We start from the raw sequence: 24078 nt of genomic DNA on the forward strand, positions 1-24078 counted from the left end.
TTTAATATACGCATTTAGCAGCGTGTTAGATGTTAATGGCTTGCCAAGGAGTTATAAGGATATGTTAATGCTTCAGGTCTAAGATTCTTTTCTGACAGTTTGTCATTTTTAATGTAATGGCACAAAGATTGACTTTTACAACACGAATCGAAAATAGAATTTCAAACACTATAAAAACATAAACATGAGTAAGATTATTGGAATTGACTTAGGTACAACCAACTCTTGTGTTTCCGTAATGGAAGGAAACGAACCTGTTGTAATACCTAATGCTGAAGGAAAAAGAACTACACCTTCTGTGATTGCTTTTGTTGAAGGCGGAGAAATTAAAGTAGGGGATCCTGCAAAACGTCAAGCAGTAACCAATCCAAATAAAACGATTTATTCTATTAAACGTTTTATGGGGAACAAGTTCTCTGAATCTCAAAAAGAAGTAGGAAGAGTACCTTATAAAGTAACAAAAGGAGATAACGATACACCAAGAGTAGATATTGATGGTCGTTTATATACCCCACAAGAATTATCGGCTATGATTCTTCAAAAAATGAAGAAAACTGCTGAGGATTACTTAGGGCAAGATGTAACGCAAGCAGTTATTACTGTGCCTGCATACTTTAACGATTCTCAACGTCAGGCTACAAAAGAAGCTGGAGAGATTGCAGGATTAAAAGTAGATAGAATTATAAATGAGCCTACTGCAGCTGCATTGGCTTATGGATTAGATAAAAAAGGAGAAGACCAAAAAATTGTAGTATTCGATTTTGGTGGAGGAACACATGATGTATCTATCCTAGAATTAGGAGATGGCGTTTTTGAAGTACTTGCTACCGATGGAGATACACACTTAGGAGGGGATGATGTAGATGAAAAAATTATCGATTGGTTAGCTGAAGAGTTTAAAGCTGAAGAAGATATCGATTTAAGAAAAGACTCTATTGCACTTCAACGTTTAAAAGAAGCTGCTGAGAAAGCTAAAATTGAATTGTCTTCTGCAAACCAAACAGAAATCAATTTACCATATGTAACAGCTACAGCAAGCGGACCTAAACACTTAGTTAAAACGCTTACTAAATCTAAATTTGAACAATTAATTGCAGATTTAGTAGAACGTACAATTAAGCCTTGCGAAAAAGCATTAAAAAGTGCAGGTCTTTCTAAAAGCGACATCGACGAGGTTATATTAGTAGGTGGTTCTACAAGAATTCCTGCAGTTCAAGAGGCTGTAGAGAAATTCTTTGGAAAAAAACCTTCTAAAGGAGTTAATCCAGATGAAGTTGTAGCCGTAGGTGCTGCTATTCAAGGTGGAGTATTAACTGGAGATGTAAAAGATGTATTATTATTAGACGTAACACCACTTTCTTTAGGAATTGAAACTATGGGAGGAGTAATGACTAAATTAATTGAAGCGAATACAACAATTCCTTCTAAAAAATCTCAAGTATTCTCTACTGCGGCAGACAATCAGCCATCTGTAGAAATTCACGTTATACAAGGAGAGCGACCAATGGCTGCGGATAACAAAACTATCGGACGTTTTCACCTTGATGGAATTCCACCAGCACAAAGAGGAGTACCTCAAATTGAAGTTACTTTTGATATTGATGCTAACGGAATTATCAATGTTTCTGCAAAAGATAAAGGAACAAATAAAGAGCAGAACATCCGTATTGAAGCTTCTTCTGGATTAACAGATGAAGAAATCCAAAAGATGAAGCAAGAAGCAGAAGCAAATGCCGATGCTGATAAAAAAGCGAAAGAGAAAGTAGATAAGCTTAACGAAGCAGATGGAATGATTTTCCAAACTGAAAAGCAATTGAAAGAGTTTGGAGATAAACTTTCTGCCGATAAAAAGCAACCTATTGAAGATGCTTTAGAAGAATTGAAAAAAGCTTATGAAACTAAAGAAGTTGATACCATTCAACCAGCTTTAGATAAAATCAACGAAGCTTGGAAAGTTGCTTCTGAAGAAATGTATAAAGCACAAGCAGAGGCGCAGCAAAATGGCGCTCCAACTGGAGATGCTCAAGGAGGAGATGCAAACGCAGAAGGCGGTGCAAAAGAAGGAGACGATGTACAGGATGTAGACTTTGAAGAAGTTAAGTAATACACTTACATTATACTATAAAAAAACCCAAAACTTTCGTTTTGGGTTTTTTTTTTAAAACGTTAATCAAATTTCTTACTATTTTAAATTTTTATAAATTTCTAAACATATAAAAATAATAAGACCAGAGATAGCTGAGTATACTCCAATTGAAACTAATAATCCATCCACTATATCTGTTATTTAATCTAGAACTAAAAATATAGTATATTGAGTTTAATTATGTTAATTGGAATACATGTAATTCGTGTAATTTTTTTCTAGTTCATTCTTAAGATTAATCTTTCTTCAAGAATGTTTTTTCTTTCGTAAAAGAAAAAAACCAACTTCTTTAATTAACCATATTGCTAAACCTAAAGCTGCAGCTAACTTACCTATTTGTACTAAAAACGATTCTGTATCCATTATCTTTTATTTTATCATTGCAATTATATGATGATAGATACGTATAATGGTTGCTTAAAAGGATAAGCTTTTAAATAACTTTAACATTTGTAGATTCTTATTATTTTTTATTGCTGTCCGATAAAAGTTAACAGAATTTATGGAACTCCATTTATATCAAGGTTTAAATGGGGTTTATAAGGCTCCCTGGCTATTAATAAAAATGAATAAAAAGAGGGTTTTAGTAAAGTTTTTTCTTCAAGCGGCTTATTTTATGATAGTTAAGATTTAGTCTTTGTTTTTACAGCGAAGCGTCCTTGTATTTTACTAGGACATTAGTGATTATTTTTTTAAAATGGTAAGGCACAGCCTAATAGTCCAATAATCAATTGCTTCTTCAAAATACTCATAGTATGTTTTCAATTGATCTGGATCGTTTAACGTTATTTTTGCTTGTTTAACAGCTTCTAGGTCGTTTTCATTAATAAATTGCATTAAATTAATGTCTTTTCCGTCTTCGTGTAATTTGGAAATATGGGAATATATGGTAGTAAGGCTTAGTTTTCTTTGTCCTGCAATTTCTTCGATAGAAAGACCATCTTTATAGAGTTGGTATGTTTCTAGATATGTTTTTCCTTTTTTCCGACCTTTTTTCTGTTCTTTTTCCTTGTTGAATTTTATAATTTCTTTAATGAATTGATATCCGTAGTTTTCCATTTTACGTCTACCAACACCATTTATTTGCATAAAATCTTCATCGGTTAGAGGGCGTTCAGCTTCAATTTCTTTCAGCGTGGCATCGTTAAAAATAAGATAAGCAGGGATATCTTCTTCCTTAGAAATGGAGAGGCGTAATTTGCGTAACCGCTCAAATAGCGTGTCTTTTGTTTTTTCTTGTTTTGTATTTGCAGCTTTCTCGGTTACTAGTGTATCCTGTGGTTTTGTGAGTGCTACCTTTTTATTATTAAAGAGGACTTCTTTGGCTTGTGGTGTTAACTTTAATGTGTTTTTCTGATGAAAAGCAATTTCTAAATATCCAAGATTTACCATTTGGATGATGTAATGCTGCCAATCTCTCCACGAAATATCATTGGCAATACCGTATGTTTTTAAGTTTTGATAACCGTTTTCTAATACCTGTTGATTATGAGATCCTCTTAGAACATCTATAACAAGTCCGATGTTTTCATTTTCTTTTAATCTTGCTACACAAGAAAGTGCTTTTTGGGCAGTAATAGTTCCATCAAAAAATTGAGGCGGGTTTTTACAGACGTCACAATTACCGCAATCTTTTTCAATGAACTCTCCAAAATAACTCAACAATATTTTTCTTCTACAAGAAAGTGCATCGGCATATTGTTTCATTCGTTCTAGCTTTGCCAATTGTACTTCACTATTTCCTGCACCTTCAGCAAATTTTTGCAACTGTACTACATCAGCATAACTATGAAAAAGTAACGTATAAGATGGAAGCCCATCTCTACCAGCACGACCAATTTCTTGATAGTAACCTTCTATATTTTTAGGTAAGTTATAATGAATTACCCAGCGTACATTGGACTTATCTATTCCCATTCCAAAAGCTACGGTAGCACAAACAATTTGGGTTTTATCATTTATAAAATCTTCCTGAACTTTTGAGCGACCATCATGATTAACTCCAGCATGATATGCTTCTGCGTTATAACCTGCTTGTTGCAATTTTTCAGCAATACTTTCTGTAGTTTTTCTACTTAAGCAATAAACAATACCACTTTCATTTGGACGCTTATTTAGAAACTGAATTATTTGTTTGATTCTATCTGTACCCGGTCGTACTTCTAAACTCAAATTTTTACGGTCAAAAGAAGCTACAAACTTTTTAGCGTTGGAAATATTTAATTGGTTAGCAATATCTTCTCTCGTAGCTTTATCTGCAGTAGCAGTAAGTGCAATAAGAGGAGTATTAGGAAACCTGTTTTTTAAAAAACCAAGTTGTGTATATGCGGGTCTGAAATCGTGTCCCCAAGAGGAAATACAATGCGCTTCATCTACAGCAATAAGACTAATTTTTGTAGAGCTAAAAATATTTTCCAAATACGAAAGACTCTCGGGCGCAACATACAGAAGTTTTATTTTTTTGGCTTCTATATCGTTAAAAATAACTTCTTGCTCTGCTGTAGATTGACTACTATTTAAAAAGCAAGCAGGAATTCCGTTTACATTTAACCCATCCACTTGATCTTTCATTAAAGCAATAAGAGGAGAAATAACAATAGTTAAACCATCTTGTAGTAATGCAGGTAATTGATAGCAAATAGACTTACCTCCACCAGTTGGCATAATAACCAAGCAATCATTTCCATTTAAAATGGTATCAATAATTTCTCTTTGTAGCGGTCTAAACGAATCGTACCCAAAATATTCTTTAAGGGTATTTAATATGGTAGTTTCTTCAATCATGATTTGCAAAGAAACAGAATACTAATCACTGTTGAAATCTAATTGGATGTTTTTTGATAAGAAATAATAATAAGAAGTGGATAAGTAAGATTCTACTTTGCTTTTTTGTAGTAATCCCATTCTTCTTTAAGAATTCCGTAGCAGCATGTATTCCTTTTAAAACCATTAAGTAAGTATACATTTTTCCTTAACAGTCCTTCAAATTTAGCGCCTAATTTTTCAACGGCTCTTCTAGAACGAATATTACGTTCGTCAATTCTAAATTCTACTTTTTCAAATTCCATTTTATAAAAAGCATAATCCAGCATTAAATGTTTCATAACCGTATTAAGTCCGTTTCCATGAAAATCTCTTCCTATCCATGTAGAACCTATATGAAGCACTTTATTATTCCAGTCGATATTCATATAACGAGTAGTTCCTGCATAGCGCTCGGTTCTTTTATCATATATAATAAAGGGAACCGCCAAATTTTTTTCTGCATGATCAAGAGCCGTTTTCACATAATCGGTTAGCGCTTGTAATGTGGATATATTTGAAGGCGAGTATTGTACCAAATCTTTTTCAGAAGCTATTGCATATAAATTCTTGAAATTGTCGAGAGACAAAGGCATCAGTTTTACAATTTCGTTTTCAAGGGTCGGGATATTCATCGCGGTTGTTGTATTTTTACACTTCAAAAGTAGCGTTATGAATCTTGATAAAGAAAAAATATTAGCAAATATACGTGAGCGTTGTAAAAATACGCTTATGGAAACCCTTGAAATTGAATATACCGAAATAGGAGAAGATTATTTAATTGCTAAAATGCCAGTTACGTCAAAAGTACATCAACCAGATGGAGTACTGCATGGAGGAGCAATGGTGGCTTTAGCAGAAAGTGTTGGAAGTGCAGCGTCTTATTTGTTTTTAAATACCGAAGACTTTTTTATCCGTGGAATAGAAATTTCTGCAAATCATTTAAAAAGTATTAAAGAAGGCTGGGTTTTTGCAAAAGCTACTTTTATCCATAAGGGAAGAACTACTCAATTATGGGAAATTAAAATTACAGATTCAGAAAAAAATCTTATTTCTATTTGTAAACTAACAACAATTGCATTACCAAAATCTAAATAGTTAATGAAAGTCTCTTCGGAATCTTTTTATAATAAAGTTTTAGAACACTTCAATACAAAACTTCCTTTTGTAATTTATAACAAGCCTAATTCTAATAGAATAAGTGGGTTATTGCAAAAAAACGATGATGTATATAATACTGTTAATTATAAAGAATCAGGATTTATTTTTGCTCCATTTGATGTAGAGAAGGAAGCTATTTTAATTCCTTTAAATCATTCTGAAAGTATAGAATGTTATAAGGAAGTTACTTCTAAAAATGTTTTTTCAATAAAAAATATAAGTTATCATTCAGAAAAAGAAAACCATATTCATTTAGTTGAAAAAACAATTAATGAGATTAAAAACTCGGAGATTAAAAAGATTGTTATATCGAGAAAAAAAGAAGTATTAATAGAGGATTTTGATTTTGTTTCAATCTTTAAAAAGCTAGTCTATAAATACCCACAGGCTTTTTGTTATGTATGGTATCATCCAAAAGTTGGTCTTTGGGTAGGAGCTACTCCCGAAACTTTATTAACATTAAACAATAAAGAATTTGAAACCATGGCTTTGGCAGGAACTCAAAAATATGAGGGTTCAATCAATGTTTTATGGGGAGAAAAAGAGAAGGAAGAGCAAGCTTTGGTAACTTCATCAATTATAGAAAATATAAAACCTATTGCTTCTGCTATAGATGTTTCTGAAGTACAGACAGTAAAAGCAGGAAGTTTACTTCATTTAAAAACAGCTATTAAAGGGCAGATAGAAAATGCATCAATTAAAGATTTTGTTTCTAGTTTGCATCCTACGCCTGCTGTATGTGGTTTGCCAATGAAAGCAGCTAAAGATTTCATTATAAAAAACGAAGGTTATAATAGAGAATTTTACACTGGTTTTTTGGGAGCGTTGAATTTTGAAAATGAGAAAACCGAACTTTTTGTTAATTTACGCTGTATGCAATATGTGGAAAACAAAAAGCTTGCTTTGTATGTAGGTGGCGGAATTACAAAAGATTCTAACGCTACGTTAGAGTGGGATGAAACCGAGAATAAAACAAAAACTATGTTAGATGTACTTACAAAATAAAGCAGGGAATTTTTAGTAAACTATTTTGAAGCAAGCCCATTAGGTATTAGAACGAAAAACAAAAAAACATTTTGAAGCAATCCTTTAGGAGAACTTAGGACACGCTTTAGAACATTAAAATCTCGATTATCGATTAAAAAACAGACTAATTTGAGTACTTTTGTGTAGTTAGAAATCACACTATTTATTATTTAATGAAGTATTCCAACATCCCCTTAGCACAAACTGTTACAGCTTTGTGTAAAGCCAAAGGAATTGAACATATTATAATTTCTCCAGGGAGCAGAAATGCACCTTTAACTATAAGTTTTACAGAAGATAATTACTTTAACACCTATAGCGTTGTAGATGAGCGAAGTGCAGCTTTTTTTGCACTTGGAATTGCACAGCAATTAAAAAAACCTACCGCTTTAGTATGTACTTCTGGCTCAGCATTATTGAATTATTACCCTGCCATTGCTGAAGCTTTTTATAGCGATATTCCGTTAGTAATACTTTCTGCCGATAGACCTTCCTACCGTATAGATATTGGAGATGGGCAAACTATTAGACAAGACAATGTATATGCGAGGCATATTTTATACTCGGCAAATTTAAAACAAGACATACGTGGGGAAGATTTAAAAGTTTTAGGCGATGGTAAGAATCCTTCTAAACTGGATAAATTAATTAATCCGATTGCGTTGCAACAAGGAGTTCAAGAGTTTAATGAAAAAGAAATTAATACTGCCTTAAATACATCTTTTGAAGAAAATGGCCCCGTACATATTAATATTCCTTTTGAAGAACCACTTTACTCAAAAGTAGATGAGCAATTTGTTTCTCCTAAGAATATTCCATTTCAGAATACAGAAAAATCGTATTCTAAAGAAACCTTACAAGCTTTTGTAGATATTTGGAATGGCGCAGCCCGTAAAATGATTTTAGTAGGAGTGAACCCTCCAAACACCTTAGATACAGAGATATTAGAATTATTAGCTACGGATGAATCTGTGGTGGTTTTTACAGAGACAACTTCGAATTTAAATCATTCAAATTTCTTTTCGAATATCGATAAAATTATTGCACCGATTGAGAAATTAGAAGATGCAGATAGTTATTTTAAGAAGTTACAACCCGATGTATTGTTAACTTTTGGAGGGATGGTAATCTCAAAAAAAATAAAAGCATTTTTAAGAAAGTATCAACCAATGCATCATTGGCATATTGATTCCAAAAAGGCATACGATACTTTTTACTGTTTAAATCAACATTTTAAAACTACTCCAAACAAATTTTTGAAAGTTTTTTCTGAAGGAATAAAAATACAGAAAAGCGATTTTCAACCTTATTGGTTGTCGGTTAAAGCAAATAGAAGCAAGTTGCACAAAGAATATGTGGTTCAGATTCCGTTTTCAGATTTTAAGGCTTACGAGCGGATTTTAAAAACTATTCCAGAAAATTATCAATTGCAATTAAGTAATAGTTCTACAATTAGGTATGCACAATTATTTCAGCTAAACGAATCTTTAAAGGTTTTCTGCAATAGAGGTACCAGTGGTATTGATGGAAGTACGAGCACTGCTGTTGGGGCTTCTGTAGTTTCAGAAAATCCAGTAGTTTTTATTACAGGAGATTTGAGTTTTTTTTACGATTCTAATGCACTTTGGAATAATTATATCAATAGTAAGTTTAGAATAATTGTTATAAATAATGGAGGAGGAGGCATCTTTAGAATCCTTCCTGGAGACAAAGATTCTAAGAATTTTGATGACTATTTTGAGACTACACACCAGCTTAACGCAAGAGGGATTTGTAGTACGTATGGAATTAATTATCAGTCGGTAGATTCAGAAGAAACATTAGTAGGAGCATTACAAGAATTTTATAAAAGTAGCGCTAATCCATCATTACTAGAAGTATTTACGCCAAGAAAAATTAATGATGAAATTTTACTCAATTATTTTAGTTTTTTGAATAAAAATTAATAATTTTAAGACAACTTATTTAATTTAAAAAAATAATCATGAGTAAAAGAGACGAATTAATTGAAAAATACGAAGCAGATCTAAAAGATAAGTGTGGGATAACACCAGATAAAGACTTACTTACAAAAGTAGTTATCGGTTTAGGTCCTTCAGTGTATAATGCAGATGCTTCAATGGTATCGGGAACCGATCAAAAGGAACTAGAAACTATTAAAAACAATTTTTTAATTAAGAAACTTGGTCTTTCTGCTTCGGAAGATTTAGATGGTGCTATTGATTCCGTGATAGAAAAATACGGAAGATCTAATCGTAATAAATATAGAGCAGTAGTTTATTATTTATTAGTTAAGCACTTCAAAAAAGAATCAGCATATTAGATTATAAATATATTTTATATACAAAAGGTGTCATTTTTGATGCCTTTTTTTATGTGTTCTTTTTTGAAAGGTACAGTATATTTTATGCTAATACCATTTTCTAATTCAATTTACTGAAATAAAATGTGATTTTCCTTTTATTTCAAGATAAAAAGAATCCATAGCCAAGGCTAGGCTTTATTTTCTGATTTTTATAAATAAAAAAAGCATCATTTTATTTTACGGTAAATTCAATCAATAACTGGTATAATATTTAAATTGTTCAAATTAAATAACGTCCTTTGCAGAAGTTATAGAAATTTCAAAGTTAGATGATACAAATAGGCGAATACAATACACTAGAAATATTAAGAGAAACATCTGTTGGACTTTTTTTGGGGGATGAAGAAGGGAACGATATTTTATTACCCAATAAATATGTGCCTCAGGAATATGAAATTGGCGACACGCTAGCTGTATTTTGTTATTTAGACCATGAAGAAAGACCTATTGCAACTACCTTAATTCCTAAAATAACCCGTAATAAATTTGCGTTGCTAAAAGCTATAGAAGTAAATAAAATTGGTGCTTTTTTAGACTGGGGGTTAGAGAAACATTTATTTGTTCCTTATAAAGAACAAGCGCGCCCAATGGAAGAAGGAAAACGATATTTGGTGTATGCTTTTTTAGATGATGAATCTAATAGGATGGTAGCATCTAGTAAAACCAATCAATATATTAATAATGAAGAATTATCGGTTGAGCTTTATGAAGAAGTAGCGCTCATAGTTTCCCGTTTTACCGAGTTAGGGGTAGAGGTTATTATCAACGAAAAACATAAAGGTTTAGTTTATAATGATGAAATATATAACGATTTAAAACTGGGTCAAAACCTCAAAGGATATATAAAGAAAATAAGGCCAGATAATAAAATAGATGTTAGTTTACAGCCTATTGGTTATAAAAATATAGAGCCTTCTTCTCAAAAAGTGTTGGATGCTTTAAGTAAAAATAATGGCTTTTTAGGGCTTCATGATAAAAGTGATCCTGAGGATGTAAAAGCAATACTAGGAATGAGTAAAAAAAGCTTCAAAAAGGCAATTGGTTCTTTATACAAAGATAAACGCATTCTTATTCAGGAAGACGGAATAAAGCTTATTTAGTTTCCTTTCATCTTAAATAAAAAATCAATTCTTATTAACGTAGTTAAGTTTTAAATGAAATTAAGAGATAAAAAACCAGCATTAATTTTAATAGATGTTCAAAATGCTTTTTTAGACGACGAATATTGGGGAGGAAATAGAAATAATAAAGATGCTGAGTTTATTTGTGGTAAAATTTTAAGTAAATGGCGGGAGTTAGAGTTGCCAATTTTTCACATTAGACACAGTTCTACAAATCCAGAATCCAAATTAAATGCAAACAATGAAGGATTTCAGTTTAATGAAAATGTTACGCCGTTAACAGGAGAACCTGTAATAATGTAATAACAAAAAACGTAAATAGCGCCTTTATAGGAACTAATTTAAAAAAAGAATTGGAAGTTTTGGGTGTAAATACTTTGGTTATTGTTGGAATTACTACCAACCACTGTGTTTCTACCACTACTCGAATGGCAGGAAATTTCGGATTTGAAACTTATCTAATTTCTGACGCTACAGCAGCCTTTGATAGGGTGGGAATAAATGGAGAGAAATATGATGCAGAGATCATCCATTTAACAACCCTTGCTAATTTAAATGATGAATTTGCAACGGTTTTGAGTTATAAACAATTGATGGATAAAGTATAATAACCCTTGCATAATTTTGTTTTTTCATAAATTCTGTTAAGTTAGTTCAGTGGTTTAGAACTTATTTAACCGATTTTAGATTTAAAAATAGCCTATGGGAGCTATAAAAAACCTTTAAAATAATTTAATATTAAAAAGTATATCTTTTACTTTTGAAAAAAATAAAATTAGAATGAGTTCACCACAGTGGAAAACTGCCAAGGAATTTGAAGATATAACTTATAAAAAAGCAAATGGTGTTGCACGTATTGCTTTTAACCGTCCGAATGTTAGAAATGCATTCCGACCAAAAACAACAAGTGAGTTGTATCAAGCATTTTATGATGCACAAGAAGATACAAGTATAGGTGTAGTCTTACTTTCTGCTGAAGGACCCTCTACAAAAGATGGAGTGTATTCTTTCTGTAGCGGTGGCGATCAAAAGGCTAGGGGAGAGCAAGGATATGTGGGAGAAGATGGAATGCACCGACTTAATATTTTAGAAGTACAACGATTAATTCGTTTTATGCCTAAAGTGGTAATAGCAGTTGTTCCAGGATGGGCTGTTGGTGGCGGACATAGTTTGCATGTTGTTTGTGATATGACACTAGCAAGTAAAGAACACGCTATTTTTAAGCAAACAGATGCCGATGTTACCAGCTTTGATGGCGGATACGGATCTGCGTATTTAGCTAAAATGGTGGGACAGAAAAAAGCGAGAGAGATATTTTTCTTAGGAAGAAATTATTCAGCCCAAGAAGCTTTTGAAATGGGAATGGTAAATGCAGTTATTCCACACGAAGAATTAGAAGCTACCGCCTATCAATGGGCACAAGAAATATTAGAAAAATCGCCAACTTCTATTAAAATGTTGAAATTTGCAATGAATTTAACAGACGATGGAATGGTTGGACAACAAGTTTTTGCAGGGGAAGCTACTAGATTGGCTTATATGACGGAAGAAGCCAAAGAAGGTAGAAATGCGTTTTTAGAAAAGAGAAAACCTAATTTTAAAGATATAAAATGGATTCCTTAGCAAGAGCATAAATGTTTAATTAAAAACAAACAATCGAATATGCCTTACATAGACGAAAATCATTTAGTTAACTTGCATAAGACAATCGAGTCTAAAGAAATAACAGAAGCGCGACTTTTAGAGGAGTTACGCAAAAATAGAGCAGAGAAGGAGAGACTTTATCGTGCCAAAAATATGTTTAAGTGGAGTTCAATATCACTCGGATTACTTCTATTATTTGGTGTAGTTTTGTATATAGCGAAACCTTCTTTATATGTTAGTGATGAATTTCTTCAATCAGAAAATAAGTTATTAATCAATGAAAGCGAATTAAGCGAGTATCAGCAGCAAATTTCATCTTTAGAAACTACTTTGAATAATCTTCCTTCACCTTCAGCATTAGATACTTTAGATTACCGAGATTTAAACTCTGAAGTAATTTATGCTGTTCAAGTAGCTGCATTAGAAAACAAAGACCTCTCTTTATATTCTAAGGAATTAAGAAATATTAGTCAGTATAAAGACAAAGATTTTAACAAGTATTCTTTAGGTAATTTTACTTCTTTAGAAGATGCAAAAATATTTAGAAAGGAATTAATAGCACTTGGATTTCAGGATGCATTTGTAGCTTCTTATCAAAATGGCAAGCGCTTAAAAATAGAAGAAGCCTTATAAAAATATACATGACAAAAGCTAAAACTCTACTATCGGCAGCCCGATTACGTACGTTGCCTTTATCTCTTTCTGGAATTATTGTTGGTTCTGCAATTGCTTTCTCAGAAGGATTTTTTAATTATACTATTTTAATTTTTGCTTTAATAACAACTGTTGGTTTGCAAGTATTATCAAACTTTGCAAACGACTATGGAGACGGTGTAAAAGGTACCGATAATTTAGAAAGAGTAGGGCCGATGAGGGCAATTCAGAGTGGTATTATTTCTGATAAAGAAATGTTACGAGCTATGATTGTAACCACAATACTTACTTTGTTTTCTGCAATAACCCTTATATATTTATCTTTTAGAGGAGATAATCTTTCTTATTCCTTTTTCTTCTTTTTCCTCGGAATAGCTGCGGTTATAGCAGCAATAAAATATACTGTTGGAAAGTCTGCTTATGGTTATAATGGCTTGGGAGATGTTTTTGTTTTTATCTTTTTTGGATTGGTAAGCGTTTTAGGATCTTATTTTTTATATACTAAAGAGTTACATTTTGAAGTATTATTACCTGCTATTAGTATAGGATTTTTAAGTGTTGGGGTGCTCAATCTCAATAATATGAGAGATATTAACAGTGATAAAAAATCCAATAAAAATACTCTTGTAGTAAAAATAGGCTTAGAAAGAGCGAAAAAGTATCATTTTGTACTGCTAATTACCGCAATGATTACCGGACTATTATATGTAGGATTAAATTATACATCGCCTATTAATTTACTTTTTTTAATATCCTATATACCAATTAGTTTACACTTAAAACGTGTTTTTCTTAATAAAGCCTCTGTAACATTAGATCCAGAATTAAAGAAACTAGCCTTGAGTACTTTCCTATTTGCTATATTGTTTTTGCTTAGTTATAATATTTTTTTGTAGTTTTAAACTGATTTTTAACAGCAAAAAATTTTGGACCAACTTATTAAAATTCTTATCGTTGAGGATAATGTTATTATTGCGGACGATATGCAATCCATGCTTGAAGATATTGGCTATAATATAGTAGCAAATGTTGTGGATTATGAAGGAGCAGCAAATGCGCTAGCTACTTTAGATATCGATTTAGCTTTAGTAGATATTGTCTTAGCATCAAAAAAAACAGGAATAGATTTAGGAAGACACATTCGAGAGAATTATAACATTCCTTTTATTTTTGTAACCTCTAACTCCGACAAAGCAACTGTAGAAAATGCTAAAAGTGTAAAACCTAATGGGTATCTTGTAAAACCATTTGAACAGCAAGATCTATTTACTTCTATAGAAATAGCCCTTTCAAACTTTAATAATGACACGGTGTCTTTAGCAAAAGAAACCGCTGAAGAAGAAGCAGATGGAAAGCTAGTTTCTAATTCGGTATTGCGTAATTCTATTTTTGTAAAAAAGAACCAACATTATTACAGAATCCCTTTTGATGAGATTCAGTATGTAAAAGCGGATAATGTGTATTTAGAGGTTTATACTGAAGATAAAACATTTTTAGTAAGATCTGCTTTAAAAGATTATTTAGAGAAATTACCTTCAAAACAGTTTTACAGAGCTCATAAATCTTATATAGTTAACATTGATCAGATTGAAGCTATTAATACAAAAGACATTTTAATAAATGGGAAAAATATTCCTATCTCTAAAGAATTTAGAGAGTTTATTCTTTCTAACATGAATTCGTAAAAATATTCTTACAACATAAAAAAGAGGTTTAGCAATATAAAAAGAGGTATTTACAACATTAATTTGTAGGAATTTAATTAGAGGTATATATTTGGATTGTAATTAATTTAGATTGATGAGCCCCAAATATTAATTTAAATTAATATCCCCCAAGACTATGTAATATCTATTGTTATAACAACCAATTAATGATAGTATTTTAAAAGAGTTCTAAATCGTTTTAGGACTCTTTTTTTTAGTATTAGTTTCTCCATAAACAATATAATTTAGGTTATACAACACTTAGGTTTGTTTACACAACAAAATTTGGGTGTTTCTAATTTTAACTTATAAGTTAGTACTGTTGATAATAAAAATATTGGTTTGTTACCAAGAGAATTTTTCATGATTATTATAAAGAGTTTTAGGTAGCTACTTAAAACTCTTTTTTTTATAACAATGTTATTTATACTACAAAATATTATTTTAACATAGTAAATATTTACTTTTTTTAATTATAAGAGTAAGTTTACTCTGTTGTTGTTAGCAATACTGAGGAAAATGCATATATCATATTTTGTACATATATTTGTACTTAGTAAAATACAATATTATGCAAATAACAACTGTATCTGATTTTAGAAAAGATATTAAAACATACTTGGACAGAGTTGTAGAAAACTTTGAGACTTTAATTATAAATCGTGGAAAAGACTCTGGGATTGTAGTAATGTCTTTGCAGGAATACAATTCTCTAATGGCTACAAATCACGAATTATCTTCTCGGAAAAATGAATTACGTTTAGATTCTGCAATTGAAAAATTGAAAAGCGGAATAACTTTTAACAAAAACCTAACAGAAGATTAAGATGATATATAGATTCGTTGACGAATCTTGGGAGGATTATTTATATTGGCAAAAAACCGACAAAAAAAAGTTGAAGAAAATAAATGAACTTCTGAAAGACATCGCTCGAAATCCTTTTGATGGAATTAGAAAACCTGAACCTCTAAAACACAAATACGCTGGATTTTGGTCAAGACGAATTGATAGCGAACACCGACTGATTTACCAATATAGAGAAGGAGAAATATTAATTGCGAAATGCAGATTTCATTACGACTGAAAAAGGTACTGCTGGTAACAACGGTAGTCATTGCACAAGCCGTTAATTTTATAAAAACAAGATAGATTTAAGCCCTTTTAAGGGCTTTTATTTTACGATCTAATTAAGTTGTACGTTAAAATTAGGGAACTTAAAACAGCATAAAAGATGTTTTTGAAGAGCTTTTAAAAAAGAAGACGAGACTTTTAAGCTTCTCACTCCACTTTTAGCATGTTTTTGGATGAATTTCAGATACTTTTTAAGGTTGTAGGCAATGGCAGAGAGCTGCATACACTTATTGGCTTGTTTAATGCCAATGGTATTGACCTTTCTAAGTCCCATAAATTGGGTTAATGTTCCAAATACTGGTTCTACCGTGTTTACCGTTTGGCTTTCATATAACGCCCTTGTGGACTGCTGCTATGATACGTTTGAATTCTTTATGATAAACATAAGATACAATTACTAAACTGAAAATTGTTGAATAACTTTTCTTGATATGTCTTTTTGCCTTGCATACTTAAAGTTACGAATCCAATAAAAAATTAATAGCAACCCTATGTCAAATTTTTGCTAACTTGTGCAACAGGCACACCTGGTAAATTGAATCCTAAAGATATTAAAGCTAACAGGGAATGGTTAAAATACTGGACAAATAGAGGAGCAAAGGTTTTTGATATTGGACCTGAAAAAGGCAATCCCGTTAGAAGTCCGTTTTATGGGGTAGAGCAAAGAAGTATTTACACAAATTGGAGGTATAGTAATGTTGTCAAAATTGAAGGTTATTAATTGTTTGTATTATGTGTGAGCGTAAAGAAACATACGATTTTGTCAGCTTTTCCGAACTCGCTTATGAGTGGGAATTAGCTGATAAAGATGTTGTAGAATCGAAAATTAAAAGAAGAATAAAATCTCTAAATGAAAAATATAATCAAGTAAGAGTTAATAACATTCGTTCTTTGAGACATGAATTATTTGAAGAAATCTCATTAGAAAATAAATCTAAATATTTTATAGAATCACAAGGAAAATTTGCAGATATTGGAGATTTTAATTTAGACCAAATGGTTATTGATTACAATGAAAAGTACACAGAAATTAATAATTCAGATTTAGTAAATATAATTGAATTTGCTGTTTACCTATTTTATGTTAGATGATATTAAAGCAAGAAGGTACTGCTGGCAACAACGGTAGTCATTGCACAAACATTAATTCTATAAAACAAGATAGTTTTAAGCCCTTTTAAGAGCTTTTATTTTACGATCTAATTAAGTTGTAATTAGGGAGCTTAAAACAGCATAAAATATGTTTTCTAAGGGCTTTTAAAAAAGAAGACGAGACTTAGATTTGTTTACACAACAAAATTAGGGTGCTTCTAATTTTAACTTATAAGTTAGTACTGTTGATAATAAAAATATTGGTTTGTTACCAAGAGAATTTTTCATGATTATTATAAAGAGTCTTAAGTAGCTATTTAAGGCTCTTTTTCTATAACAATGTTATTTATACTACAAAATATCATTTTTACACAATAAATATTCGTTTTTTTGAATTACAAAGAGTAAGTTTACTCGGTTGTTAGCTATAATTTAAAAAAAATGAGAAAACAGATAATCTTACTAATTGCATTACTCACTTTTTCAAATTTAATATTTGGGCAAAAAAGTGAAAAAGAACTAAAAGAATACAAGCAATTTTTACCTTACATAATAAAAGGTCTTAAGGATAGCAAAGAAAATTTTTCAACTGAAAAAATAGACCAACGAACCGTTGGCTTATTTCAAAAACCTTGGCTGACAAAAAAAATAGAAAAAGAAATCGCAGAGGATATACTAAATTCAATTATTGATAACAAAAGCTATAATATAGAAAAAGACTACAGAGAAAAATGGAACCTTAATTTTTCCTCTCAGATTAATGCTAATAAAGTCATAAGAGATGTTTATAACAGTAATACTCTTTTAGCCAATTTGTTCATTACTATATCCGATATTGAATTCGTAGATGCAAATAAGATATCAATTATAGATACGGTAGAAAGAAAAATTCAAATCAACCAATCAAGAAAATTACATTTCCAAACTGGAGGCGTTCAAAGTAGTTTTCCATTAAAAAAAGAGTACGGGAATGTATCGGGAAGTATGAATCTCACCTTAACAGAATATCAAACAATTAGCTACAAAGAGTTTAATTCAAGTAATGAAAATGAGACCTTTGATTTAGGGAATGAAAAAGAGCTAAAACTCTTAAAAATTGAAAATAACAAAGCATATTTTTACTTACCAAAATTAATTGATAATATAAAAATTTCTACAACTAATAAAAAAGGAGAAGAATACGGAGAAAATGCTAAAATGCAAATTCCTAAAACTATATTTGATTATGGTACTGGAGAAAATATGACAGAAAGTAATACTAAATCCATAATCGACAACCTAACATTGAAGGACATTAATGAGAAGCCACAGATTTTATTGTATGAAACAAATGGAACAATTGAAAACTTATACATTTACTTAAAAACGAATCCAAAAGAATTGATTTCAAAAAGAGTGGAAATAAAACTATAGCTAACAATGGTAACCGTTGCACAAGCCATTAATTTTATAAAAACAAGATAGATTTAAGCCCTTTTAAGGGCTTTTATTTTACGATCTAATTAAGTTGTACGTTAAAATTAGAGAACTTAAAACAGCATAAAATATGTTTTTGAAGGGCTTTTAAAAAAGAAGACGAGACTTTTAAGCTTCCCACTCCACTTTTAGCATGTTTTTGGATGAATTTCAGATACTTTTTAAGGTTGTAGGCAATGGCAGAGAGCTGCATACACTTATTGGCTTGTTTAATGCCAATGGTATTAACCTTTCTAAGTCCCATAAATTGGGTTAATGTTCCAAATACTGGTTCTACCGTGCTTTGCCGTTTGGCTTTCATATAACGACCCTGTGGACTGTTTACCCGAGCTATATTGCGTTCGTATTCTTTGCGGTAAGCGGTAATATTGATCCGCTTTTCATGACTCTTTCCTATACATTGCTGTTTTATCGGGCATCCCTTACAATCACTACGCTTAGTAAAGTAATTATCTTTTAGCGTTCCTTTTTCTAGTTTCTGTTTTCTAAAAGTTACTTTTTTACCTTGCGGGCATAACCAATAGTTTCCTTTTTCATAATATATAAAACCATCAGGACCTCCCTTATAGGTACCGTGTGGAGGAATAAAGCTTTGCAAGTGTCTGTTTTCTAAAAAGGCATAATTCTCTCCACTACTATATCCTGTATCTGCTACACAGTTTTCCCAAAGTAGTCCTGAGTTCCATAGTCGACGTTGTACCCTTTTTACAATGTCAGCTAATTGCTGGTTGTCTTTACCATCGGCATGGTAGGCTTTTATGTCGGTTATCACATGATTGGAAGTATCGACTGTTAATTGACTTAAGTAATTCAGTTTTCTAGCCTTGCCCGGCTTTACACTAATTCGGGCATCGGGATCGGTAGGGCTGTAATGCGTTTTATTGCTGGTATATCTTGCTCCTTTATTACCTGCGCCAGGACGCTGATCTTGTTCTCTTGCCCATTTGCTATTCCTAGTGGTAATATCCTGGAGTTCCTTTTTGCTAGCGACTATGGTTTGTTGGGCTTTCCCTGCTTTATTCTCTTTGGACTTACGTAATGGTTTTTCTTTGTCACGCTTACTTATATGACGAACGCTTCGAAGGTGAGATTCCAACGCTGCTTCAGGCACTTTAAGTTCCAAACTATCCATCGAAGCATTTGCTTTTATTGGCGCACTATCAATAGCTTGTGTATGACCACTGACCATTCCCTTAGATACACACAGTTCAAAGACTTTAGTAAAAACTTCTTCAAAAACCTGTTCAGGAAATAACTGTCGCGTACGGCTAATGGTAGAATGCCAGGGAAGCTCATCATCGATATCATAATCCAAAAAGAATAAAATATCCAGCCGCATACTACAATGATCCATCAGCTTGCGGTCGCTAATAATATTTTCTAAATAGCCCACCAAACAGAGTTTAAAGAAAACTACGGGATCGATACTCTTTTGTCCACTACTGCCATAAAAATCTTTAGTAAGAGGATAAAGAAAATCTAAGGAAATAGCACTCTTTAAACGACGATAGAAATTATCTTTTGGAACACGTTCACTCAAACGAAACTCATTGAATAACTTTTCTTGATATGTTTTTTTGCCTTGCATACTTAAAGTTACGAATCCAATGAAAAATTAATAGCAACCCTATGTCAAATTTTTGCTAACTTGTGCAACAGGCACAATGGCTATAAGTAATTGCTTCTACTCGCCTACTTCTGAAAATCCTCACGGATTTTCAGTTTGGTATATACTTGTTAAATTGATAACTTAACCAACGCAACTACTCATAGCCGAGACCGTTGTGCGTCATGCAAACCGGACGATAACCAGACCAATCTGAAAAATGAACGGAAGACCAAAAATTAAAATAGAACTAACCAAAGCCGATAAAATTTTGGAAATTATCGGATTAATTTTACTTGTCGCTTTTTGGTGTATGACAATTATAAACTACACCAAATTACCTGAAATTATTCCAACACACTATAATGGAATGGGAGAAGCCGATGGATATGGTGGAAAAGGTAACATTCTGATTTTACCTGTAATCGCAACTATTCTGTTCATCGGACTAACAAAACTCAACAAGTTTCCACACATTTTTAATTACCCGACTAAAATCACTCAAGAAAACGCACTCGAACAATATACGAATGCAACAAGAATGATGCGGATTTTAAAATTGATCATAGTCGTGATATTCGGATTAATTGCATTTCAAACAATTCGATTTGCTAATGAACAAACTACTGGATTGGGGAAATGGTTTTTACCAATGTCAATGGGACTGATTTTCATACCGCTGATTTACTTTATTGCAAAATCATTTAAAACAAAGAAATAACAAATGAGTGAAAAAGCACTGGCTACAGAACCAGTAACCGTTGCCCACAATGTAAACCATTCATTCACGGAAAATGCGATAAAACGAAAAAAGAAAATTGTTTCCTCTGAATATAAAATATAAACGAATACTAAATTCAAAATCTGATAGTAGACAAATCTTTGACAAAATTGAAAAAGAGTTGATTCGATTGAAAATTGACAAAATCCATCGTTCTGATTTGAAAATTGAATTTGAAAATTCCTTTTTTAACGGACAAGGAAGATGGCATTTAATGGCTCCTGTAGATAAAGGATATTTAAAGTTAGATAGTAATCTGAAAAAAATTGAATACTCTTTTTCTGTAGTCAGAACGTTTTATATTACTTCTGTAATGGCTTTGTTTTTCGGATTAATATCTCAGAGTTATTGGATTGGAATAATTTTCTTTTCCTGGCTCTTTGGAATGAATTGGGTAATAACGCTAATAAGACAAAATCGATTTGCGAATAAATTAAAAAGAATGCTTGATAAAAAAAACACTACACACAACACCAGTAACCGTTGCACAAGCCATTAATTTTATAAAAAAAAAGATAGTTTTAAGCCCTTTTATTTTACGATCTAATTAAGTTTTACGTTAAAATTAGGGAGCTTAAAACAGCATAGAATATGTTTTTTAAGGTCTTTTAAAAAAGAAGATGAGACTTTTAAGCTTCCCATTCCACTTTTAGCATGTTTTTGGATGAACTTTAAATACTTTTTAAGGTTGTAGGCAATGGCAGAGAGTTGCATACATTTATTGGCTTGTTTAATGCCAATGGTATTAACCTTTCTAAGTCCCATAAATTGGGTTAATGTTCCAAATACTGGTTCTAGTACTTTGCTGTTTGCCTTTCATATAACGACCTTGTGGACTGTTTACCCGAGCTATATTGCGTTCATATTCTTTGCGGTAAGCGGTAATATTGATCCGCTTTTCATGACTCTTACCAATACATTACTGTTTTATCGGGCATCCCTTGCAATCACTACGCTTAGTAAAGTACACGACTCCCAACTCCCGCCTTCTTCAATCTTTAAATGTGGAATTGTGTAATAAGTAAAACCTTCGACTTCCGACTCCTTCAATCTTTAAATCATGCTTTAAAATAAGGAAATAAAAATCCGGTTCTGTGTTAATCCGAAAATATAGCCTCTTTTTACTACATCATCATTTTACCACATAAAACCATTCTTATACAACAAATATTTATTTTTAAGTATAATAAATAGTAAGTTTATCCCGCTGTTAAGATGTTAATTATATAGTAATATTGTTTGGTGAATTATTATTATATATCATTATTAAAAGCCTAAATATAATGTTTAGGCTTTTTTATAGTTTATAGGAAAAAAAATCAATAAAAAGTTGGGGCTTAAATTTAAAAATAGCGTTTTTTCACTTCTATTGCTACTGCTTTTGTCGGGATTCTTTTCTTTTGGGCAAAACAATAGCACGTCTCAAGAGGACCCTCTAAACAATTTCATCAAAATAAATTCTGTCCAAGAACGCTTTGATTATTTTTTTAAAGAAACGGATCATTATAGAGAAAGTTCTGCTTATAAGTGGATAGATTCTGTAAATGAGGCTATTGATGTAGCAGAAAAAAATAGCGATTCTACCGCAGTTTTTAAGTATAAAACAATGCTGATGAAATTGTATTACGATATTGGTAATTACGACAGAAGTGCGTTGATAGGAGAATTGTTATATACCGAAGAAAAAAAGCTTGATAAACACATAAAAGTAGAAATCCTAAAAACTCTCGATGTAGTTTATAGAGAGCTTCAAATTTATGATAAACAACTAGAAACTAGACGAGCCTTAAAAGGTTTAGGGGAGAATATTGTATTGTATGATGTTTATGCAGAATTAGGTTTATACAGGCAGGCTATGATGGAATATATTATAGCAAATCAAAGTAAGCTTGAAAGTTCTGGCAACAAATTATATGAGGCAGAATATTACAATGTTTTAGGGTCTTATTTGTTAAAAGATGGATCTATTTATACCGCATATAAAAACATCCAAACCGCTAGAGATCGGATTAATAAATTCTTAATTGTTAATAGAAATTTATCTGTAAAAGAATTTAATGAAGCTATTTATTTAAAAGGAAAAATAGACAGTAATTTAGGGAAATGTAAAATGTTTCAGAATAAATTTGAAGAAGCTATTCCGTATTTGGAAGCTGGAATTTCTTCAAGTAAAATTCATGATAAAGGAAAGTACTCCAAAACAATTGTAAATTTATGGGAAGCCTTAGCGGAGTGTTATTTAGAAATAGGTAATTTAGAAATTGCTCATAAGTATCTGGATAGCATCGTTTTAGATCAGAAAATAGTAAAATCTAATATTGTAAACTACAATAGATTACGTGCTAATTTTTATTTAAAAGATAGCAACCCAGACTCTGCTTCTTTATTTTTTAAAGAGTATGTTAAACTAAAAGATTCTCTGGATTATAGCAGTAGAAAAAAGCAACTTTTGAGTTTGTTAGTTCAGTTTGATTTGAATAACCAAAAGGAAACTATAGAGAAGCAACGTCTTAATTTAGAAAAAAATAAAACTGAAATTTTAGAAAGGGAGAAAACAATTTATTTAAGTGTGTCTGCACTTATATTATGTTTTATATCTGTATTAGGACTTATAATAGCGTACGCTAGAAGTATTAAAAATAAGCGACTCATAGAGAATCAAAAGAAAATTATAGAAAACTCTTTAATAGAAAAGGATTCCCTGCTTAAAGAAATTCATCATCGTGTTAAAAACAACCTTCAAGTGGTTTCTAGTTTGTTGAGTATTCAAACCAAAAACACTAAAAGTAAAGCCGCTATAAATGCCTTGGAAGAAGGTAAGAGTCGCGTAAAAGCAATGGCTCTTATTCATCAGAAATTATATCAAAACGAGGATCTTTCGGTTATTAAAATGCAAGAGTATATAGAATCTCTTGCTGCCAGTATACAATCGGTTTACAAAAAGAATGGTTATAAAATTAATCTTCATATCAATGCGGTACAAACCGAATTGGATGTGGATAGAGCAATTCCTATTGGGTTGATTTTAAATGAATTAATATCGAATTCTTTTAAATACGCTTTTCAAAATGATAAAAATGGAAATATTTATATCAATCTTTTAAAAGAGAACTCTCAAATTCATTTTGAATATAAAGATGATGGAATGGGACTTCCAGAAAATTTTGATGTAAAAGCGTCTGGTTCAATGGGGATGAACCTTATAAGTAGATTAACCAATCAACTTCGTTCTTCTTTAAATATAGATACCGAAGGTGTAGGTGTTCGTTTTTGGTTTAATTTCAATTAATTTTCTTTAATTTTAGAAGCTGAAAAAGAGTTATAATTTCTTAATTACTTTTTTGAGAACTTTTAAAATTTAGAATT

General features: G+C 31.4%; 21 protein-coding genes and 3 pseudogenes. 19 read left to right on the top strand and 5 right to left on the bottom strand.

Going from position 1 to position 24078, the window contains the following annotated elements; translation table 11 throughout:
* The first annotated feature begins 184 nt into the window (after window positions 1-184).
* A complete protein-coding gene (gene dnaK, locus JOOMADRAFT_RS14145) occupies window positions 185-2104 on the top strand; it encodes a molecular chaperone DnaK (protein WP_008614543.1) in 1920 nt (639 codons plus the stop codon).
* A gap of 726 nt (window positions 2105-2830) precedes the next feature.
* On the opposite strand, the gene recQ is transcribed toward dnaK, so the two are convergent.
* Window positions 2831-4930 carry a DNA helicase RecQ gene (gene recQ, locus JOOMADRAFT_RS14150; protein ID WP_008614554.1) on the bottom strand — a complete coding sequence of 700 codons (2100 nt, stop codon included), beginning with the start codon at window positions 4928-4930 and terminating at the stop codon, window positions 2831-2833.
* A 92-nt stretch (window positions 4931-5022) separates the two neighbouring features.
* Window positions 5023-5583, bottom strand: coding sequence for a GNAT family N-acetyltransferase (locus JOOMADRAFT_RS14155; RefSeq protein WP_008614556.1), 561 nt, complete (start codon window positions 5581-5583; stop codon window positions 5023-5025).
* A gap of 37 nt (window positions 5584-5620) precedes the next feature.
* Here JOOMADRAFT_RS14155 and JOOMADRAFT_RS14160 point away from each other — a divergent pair, with 37 nt between their 5' ends.
* The 12 genes and pseudogenes from JOOMADRAFT_RS14160 to JOOMADRAFT_RS14215 all read left to right on the top strand — a co-directional run bounded on the left by JOOMADRAFT_RS14160 (window position 5621) and on the right by JOOMADRAFT_RS14215 (window position 15710).
* Window positions 5621-6046, top strand: a complete 426-nt coding sequence (locus JOOMADRAFT_RS14160) for a PaaI family thioesterase (RefSeq protein ID WP_008614557.1) — start codon at window positions 5621-5623, stop codon at window positions 6044-6046.
* A gap of 3 nt (window positions 6047-6049) precedes the next feature.
* A complete protein-coding gene (locus JOOMADRAFT_RS14165) occupies window positions 6050-7114 on the top strand; it encodes a chorismate-binding protein (RefSeq protein WP_008614558.1) in 1065 nt (354 codons plus the stop codon).
* Between the two features lie 194 nt (window positions 7115-7308).
* Entirely contained in the window at window positions 7309-9081 is a 1773-nt protein-coding gene (gene menD, locus JOOMADRAFT_RS14170; protein ID WP_008614559.1) for a 2-succinyl-5-enolpyruvyl-6-hydroxy-3-cyclohexene-1-carboxylate synthase, read from the top strand.
* Window positions 9082-9119: 38 nt separating this feature from the next.
* Complete coding sequence (locus tag JOOMADRAFT_RS14175; RefSeq protein WP_008614560.1) at window positions 9120-9458, top strand: DUF2853 family protein; 339 nt, start codon at window positions 9120-9122, stop codon at window positions 9456-9458.
* Between the two features lie 311 nt (window positions 9459-9769).
* Window positions 9770-10600 carry a CvfB family protein gene (locus tag JOOMADRAFT_RS14180; protein ID WP_008614562.1) on the top strand — a complete coding sequence of 277 codons (831 nt, stop codon included), beginning with the start codon at window positions 9770-9772 and terminating at the stop codon, window positions 10598-10600.
* Between the two features lie 54 nt (window positions 10601-10654).
* Window positions 10655-11229 (top strand): annotated as a pseudogene (locus JOOMADRAFT_RS14185) (cysteine hydrolase family protein).
* A 172-nt stretch (window positions 11230-11401) separates the two neighbouring features.
* Window positions 11402-12244 carry a 1,4-dihydroxy-2-naphthoyl-CoA synthase gene (locus JOOMADRAFT_RS14190; RefSeq protein WP_008614564.1) on the top strand — a complete coding sequence of 281 codons (843 nt, stop codon included), beginning with the start codon at window positions 11402-11404 and terminating at the stop codon, window positions 12242-12244.
* 39 nt (window positions 12245-12283) lie between these two features.
* Entirely contained in the window at window positions 12284-12898 is a 615-nt protein-coding gene (locus tag JOOMADRAFT_RS14195) for an SPOR domain-containing protein (protein WP_008614566.1), read from the top strand.
* A gap of 8 nt (window positions 12899-12906) precedes the next feature.
* On the top strand, window positions 12907-13815 hold the full coding sequence (menA, locus tag JOOMADRAFT_RS14200) for a 1,4-dihydroxy-2-naphthoate octaprenyltransferase (RefSeq protein WP_008614580.1): 909 nt from the start codon (window positions 12907-12909) through the stop codon (window positions 13813-13815).
* A 30-nt stretch (window positions 13816-13845) separates the two neighbouring features.
* On the top strand, window positions 13846-14604 hold the full coding sequence (locus JOOMADRAFT_RS14205; protein ID WP_008614581.1) for a LytR/AlgR family response regulator transcription factor: 759 nt from the start codon (window positions 13846-13848) through the stop codon (window positions 14602-14604).
* Between the two features lie 592 nt (window positions 14605-15196).
* The gene (locus JOOMADRAFT_RS14210; protein ID WP_008614582.1) at window positions 15197-15451 is read left to right on the top strand and encodes a type II toxin-antitoxin system Phd/YefM family antitoxin; all 255 of its coding nucleotides are present in this window, start codon (window positions 15197-15199) and stop codon (window positions 15449-15451) included.
* Between the two features lies 1 nt (window position 15452).
* Entirely contained in the window at window positions 15453-15710 is a 258-nt protein-coding gene (locus JOOMADRAFT_RS14215; RefSeq protein WP_008614583.1) for a Txe/YoeB family addiction module toxin, read from the top strand.
* A gap of 99 nt (window positions 15711-15809) precedes the next feature.
* On the opposite strand, the pseudogene JOOMADRAFT_RS19950 reads toward JOOMADRAFT_RS14215, so the two are convergent.
* Window positions 15810-16108: pseudogene (locus JOOMADRAFT_RS19950) on the bottom strand (transposase); the annotation flags it as partial.
* 151 nt (window positions 16109-16259) lie between these two features.
* Between JOOMADRAFT_RS19950 and JOOMADRAFT_RS14220 the strand changes: the two are divergent.
* The 3 genes from JOOMADRAFT_RS14220 to JOOMADRAFT_RS14230 all read left to right on the top strand — a co-directional run bounded on the left by JOOMADRAFT_RS14220 (window position 16260) and on the right by JOOMADRAFT_RS14230 (window position 18262).
* Entirely contained in the window at window positions 16260-16478 is a 219-nt protein-coding gene (locus JOOMADRAFT_RS14220; protein ID WP_169313491.1) for a hypothetical protein, read from the top strand.
* An 11-nt stretch (window positions 16479-16489) separates the two neighbouring features.
* Entirely contained in the window at window positions 16490-16849 is a 360-nt protein-coding gene (locus JOOMADRAFT_RS14225) for a hypothetical protein (protein ID WP_008614584.1), read from the top strand.
* 441 nt (window positions 16850-17290) lie between these two features.
* The gene (locus tag JOOMADRAFT_RS14230; protein ID WP_008614585.1) at window positions 17291-18262 is read left to right on the top strand and encodes a hypothetical protein; all 972 of its coding nucleotides are present in this window, start codon (window positions 17291-17293) and stop codon (window positions 18260-18262) included.
* Between the two features lie 85 nt (window positions 18263-18347).
* Here the strand turns inward: JOOMADRAFT_RS14230 and JOOMADRAFT_RS14235 are convergent, their stop codons facing one another.
* On the bottom strand, window positions 18348-19913 hold the full coding sequence (locus tag JOOMADRAFT_RS14235; RefSeq protein WP_008614586.1) for an IS1182 family transposase: 1566 nt from the start codon (window positions 19911-19913) through the stop codon (window positions 18348-18350).
* Window positions 19914-20151: 238 nt separating this feature from the next.
* Between JOOMADRAFT_RS14235 and JOOMADRAFT_RS14240 the strand changes: the two genes are divergently transcribed.
* Window positions 20152-20652, top strand: a complete 501-nt coding sequence (locus JOOMADRAFT_RS14240) for a DUF1648 domain-containing protein (RefSeq protein ID WP_008614587.1) — start codon at window positions 20152-20154, stop codon at window positions 20650-20652.
* Between the two features lie 190 nt (window positions 20653-20842).
* Window positions 20843-21211: a hypothetical protein gene (locus JOOMADRAFT_RS14245; protein ID WP_040879766.1), complete on the top strand. Its 369-nt coding sequence runs from the start codon at window positions 20843-20845 to the stop codon at window positions 21209-21211.
* Window positions 21212-21255: 44 nt separating this feature from the next.
* Here JOOMADRAFT_RS14245 and JOOMADRAFT_RS20795 read toward each other — a convergent pair.
* A pseudogene (locus JOOMADRAFT_RS20795) lies at window positions 21256-21679 on the bottom strand (transposase); the annotation flags it as partial.
* A gap of 363 nt (window positions 21680-22042) precedes the next feature.
* Between JOOMADRAFT_RS20795 and JOOMADRAFT_RS14255 the strand changes: the two are divergent.
* The gene (locus JOOMADRAFT_RS14255) at window positions 22043-24001 is read left to right on the top strand and encodes a tetratricopeptide repeat-containing sensor histidine kinase (protein ID WP_008614590.1); all 1959 of its coding nucleotides are present in this window, start codon (window positions 22043-22045) and stop codon (window positions 23999-24001) included.
* Window positions 24002-24078 lie beyond the last annotated feature (77 nt).

It is taken from the genome of Galbibacter orientalis DSM 19592 (assembly GCF_000260115.1).
GTDB lineage: Bacteria > Bacteroidota > Bacteroidia > Flavobacteriales > Flavobacteriaceae > Galbibacter > Galbibacter orientalis.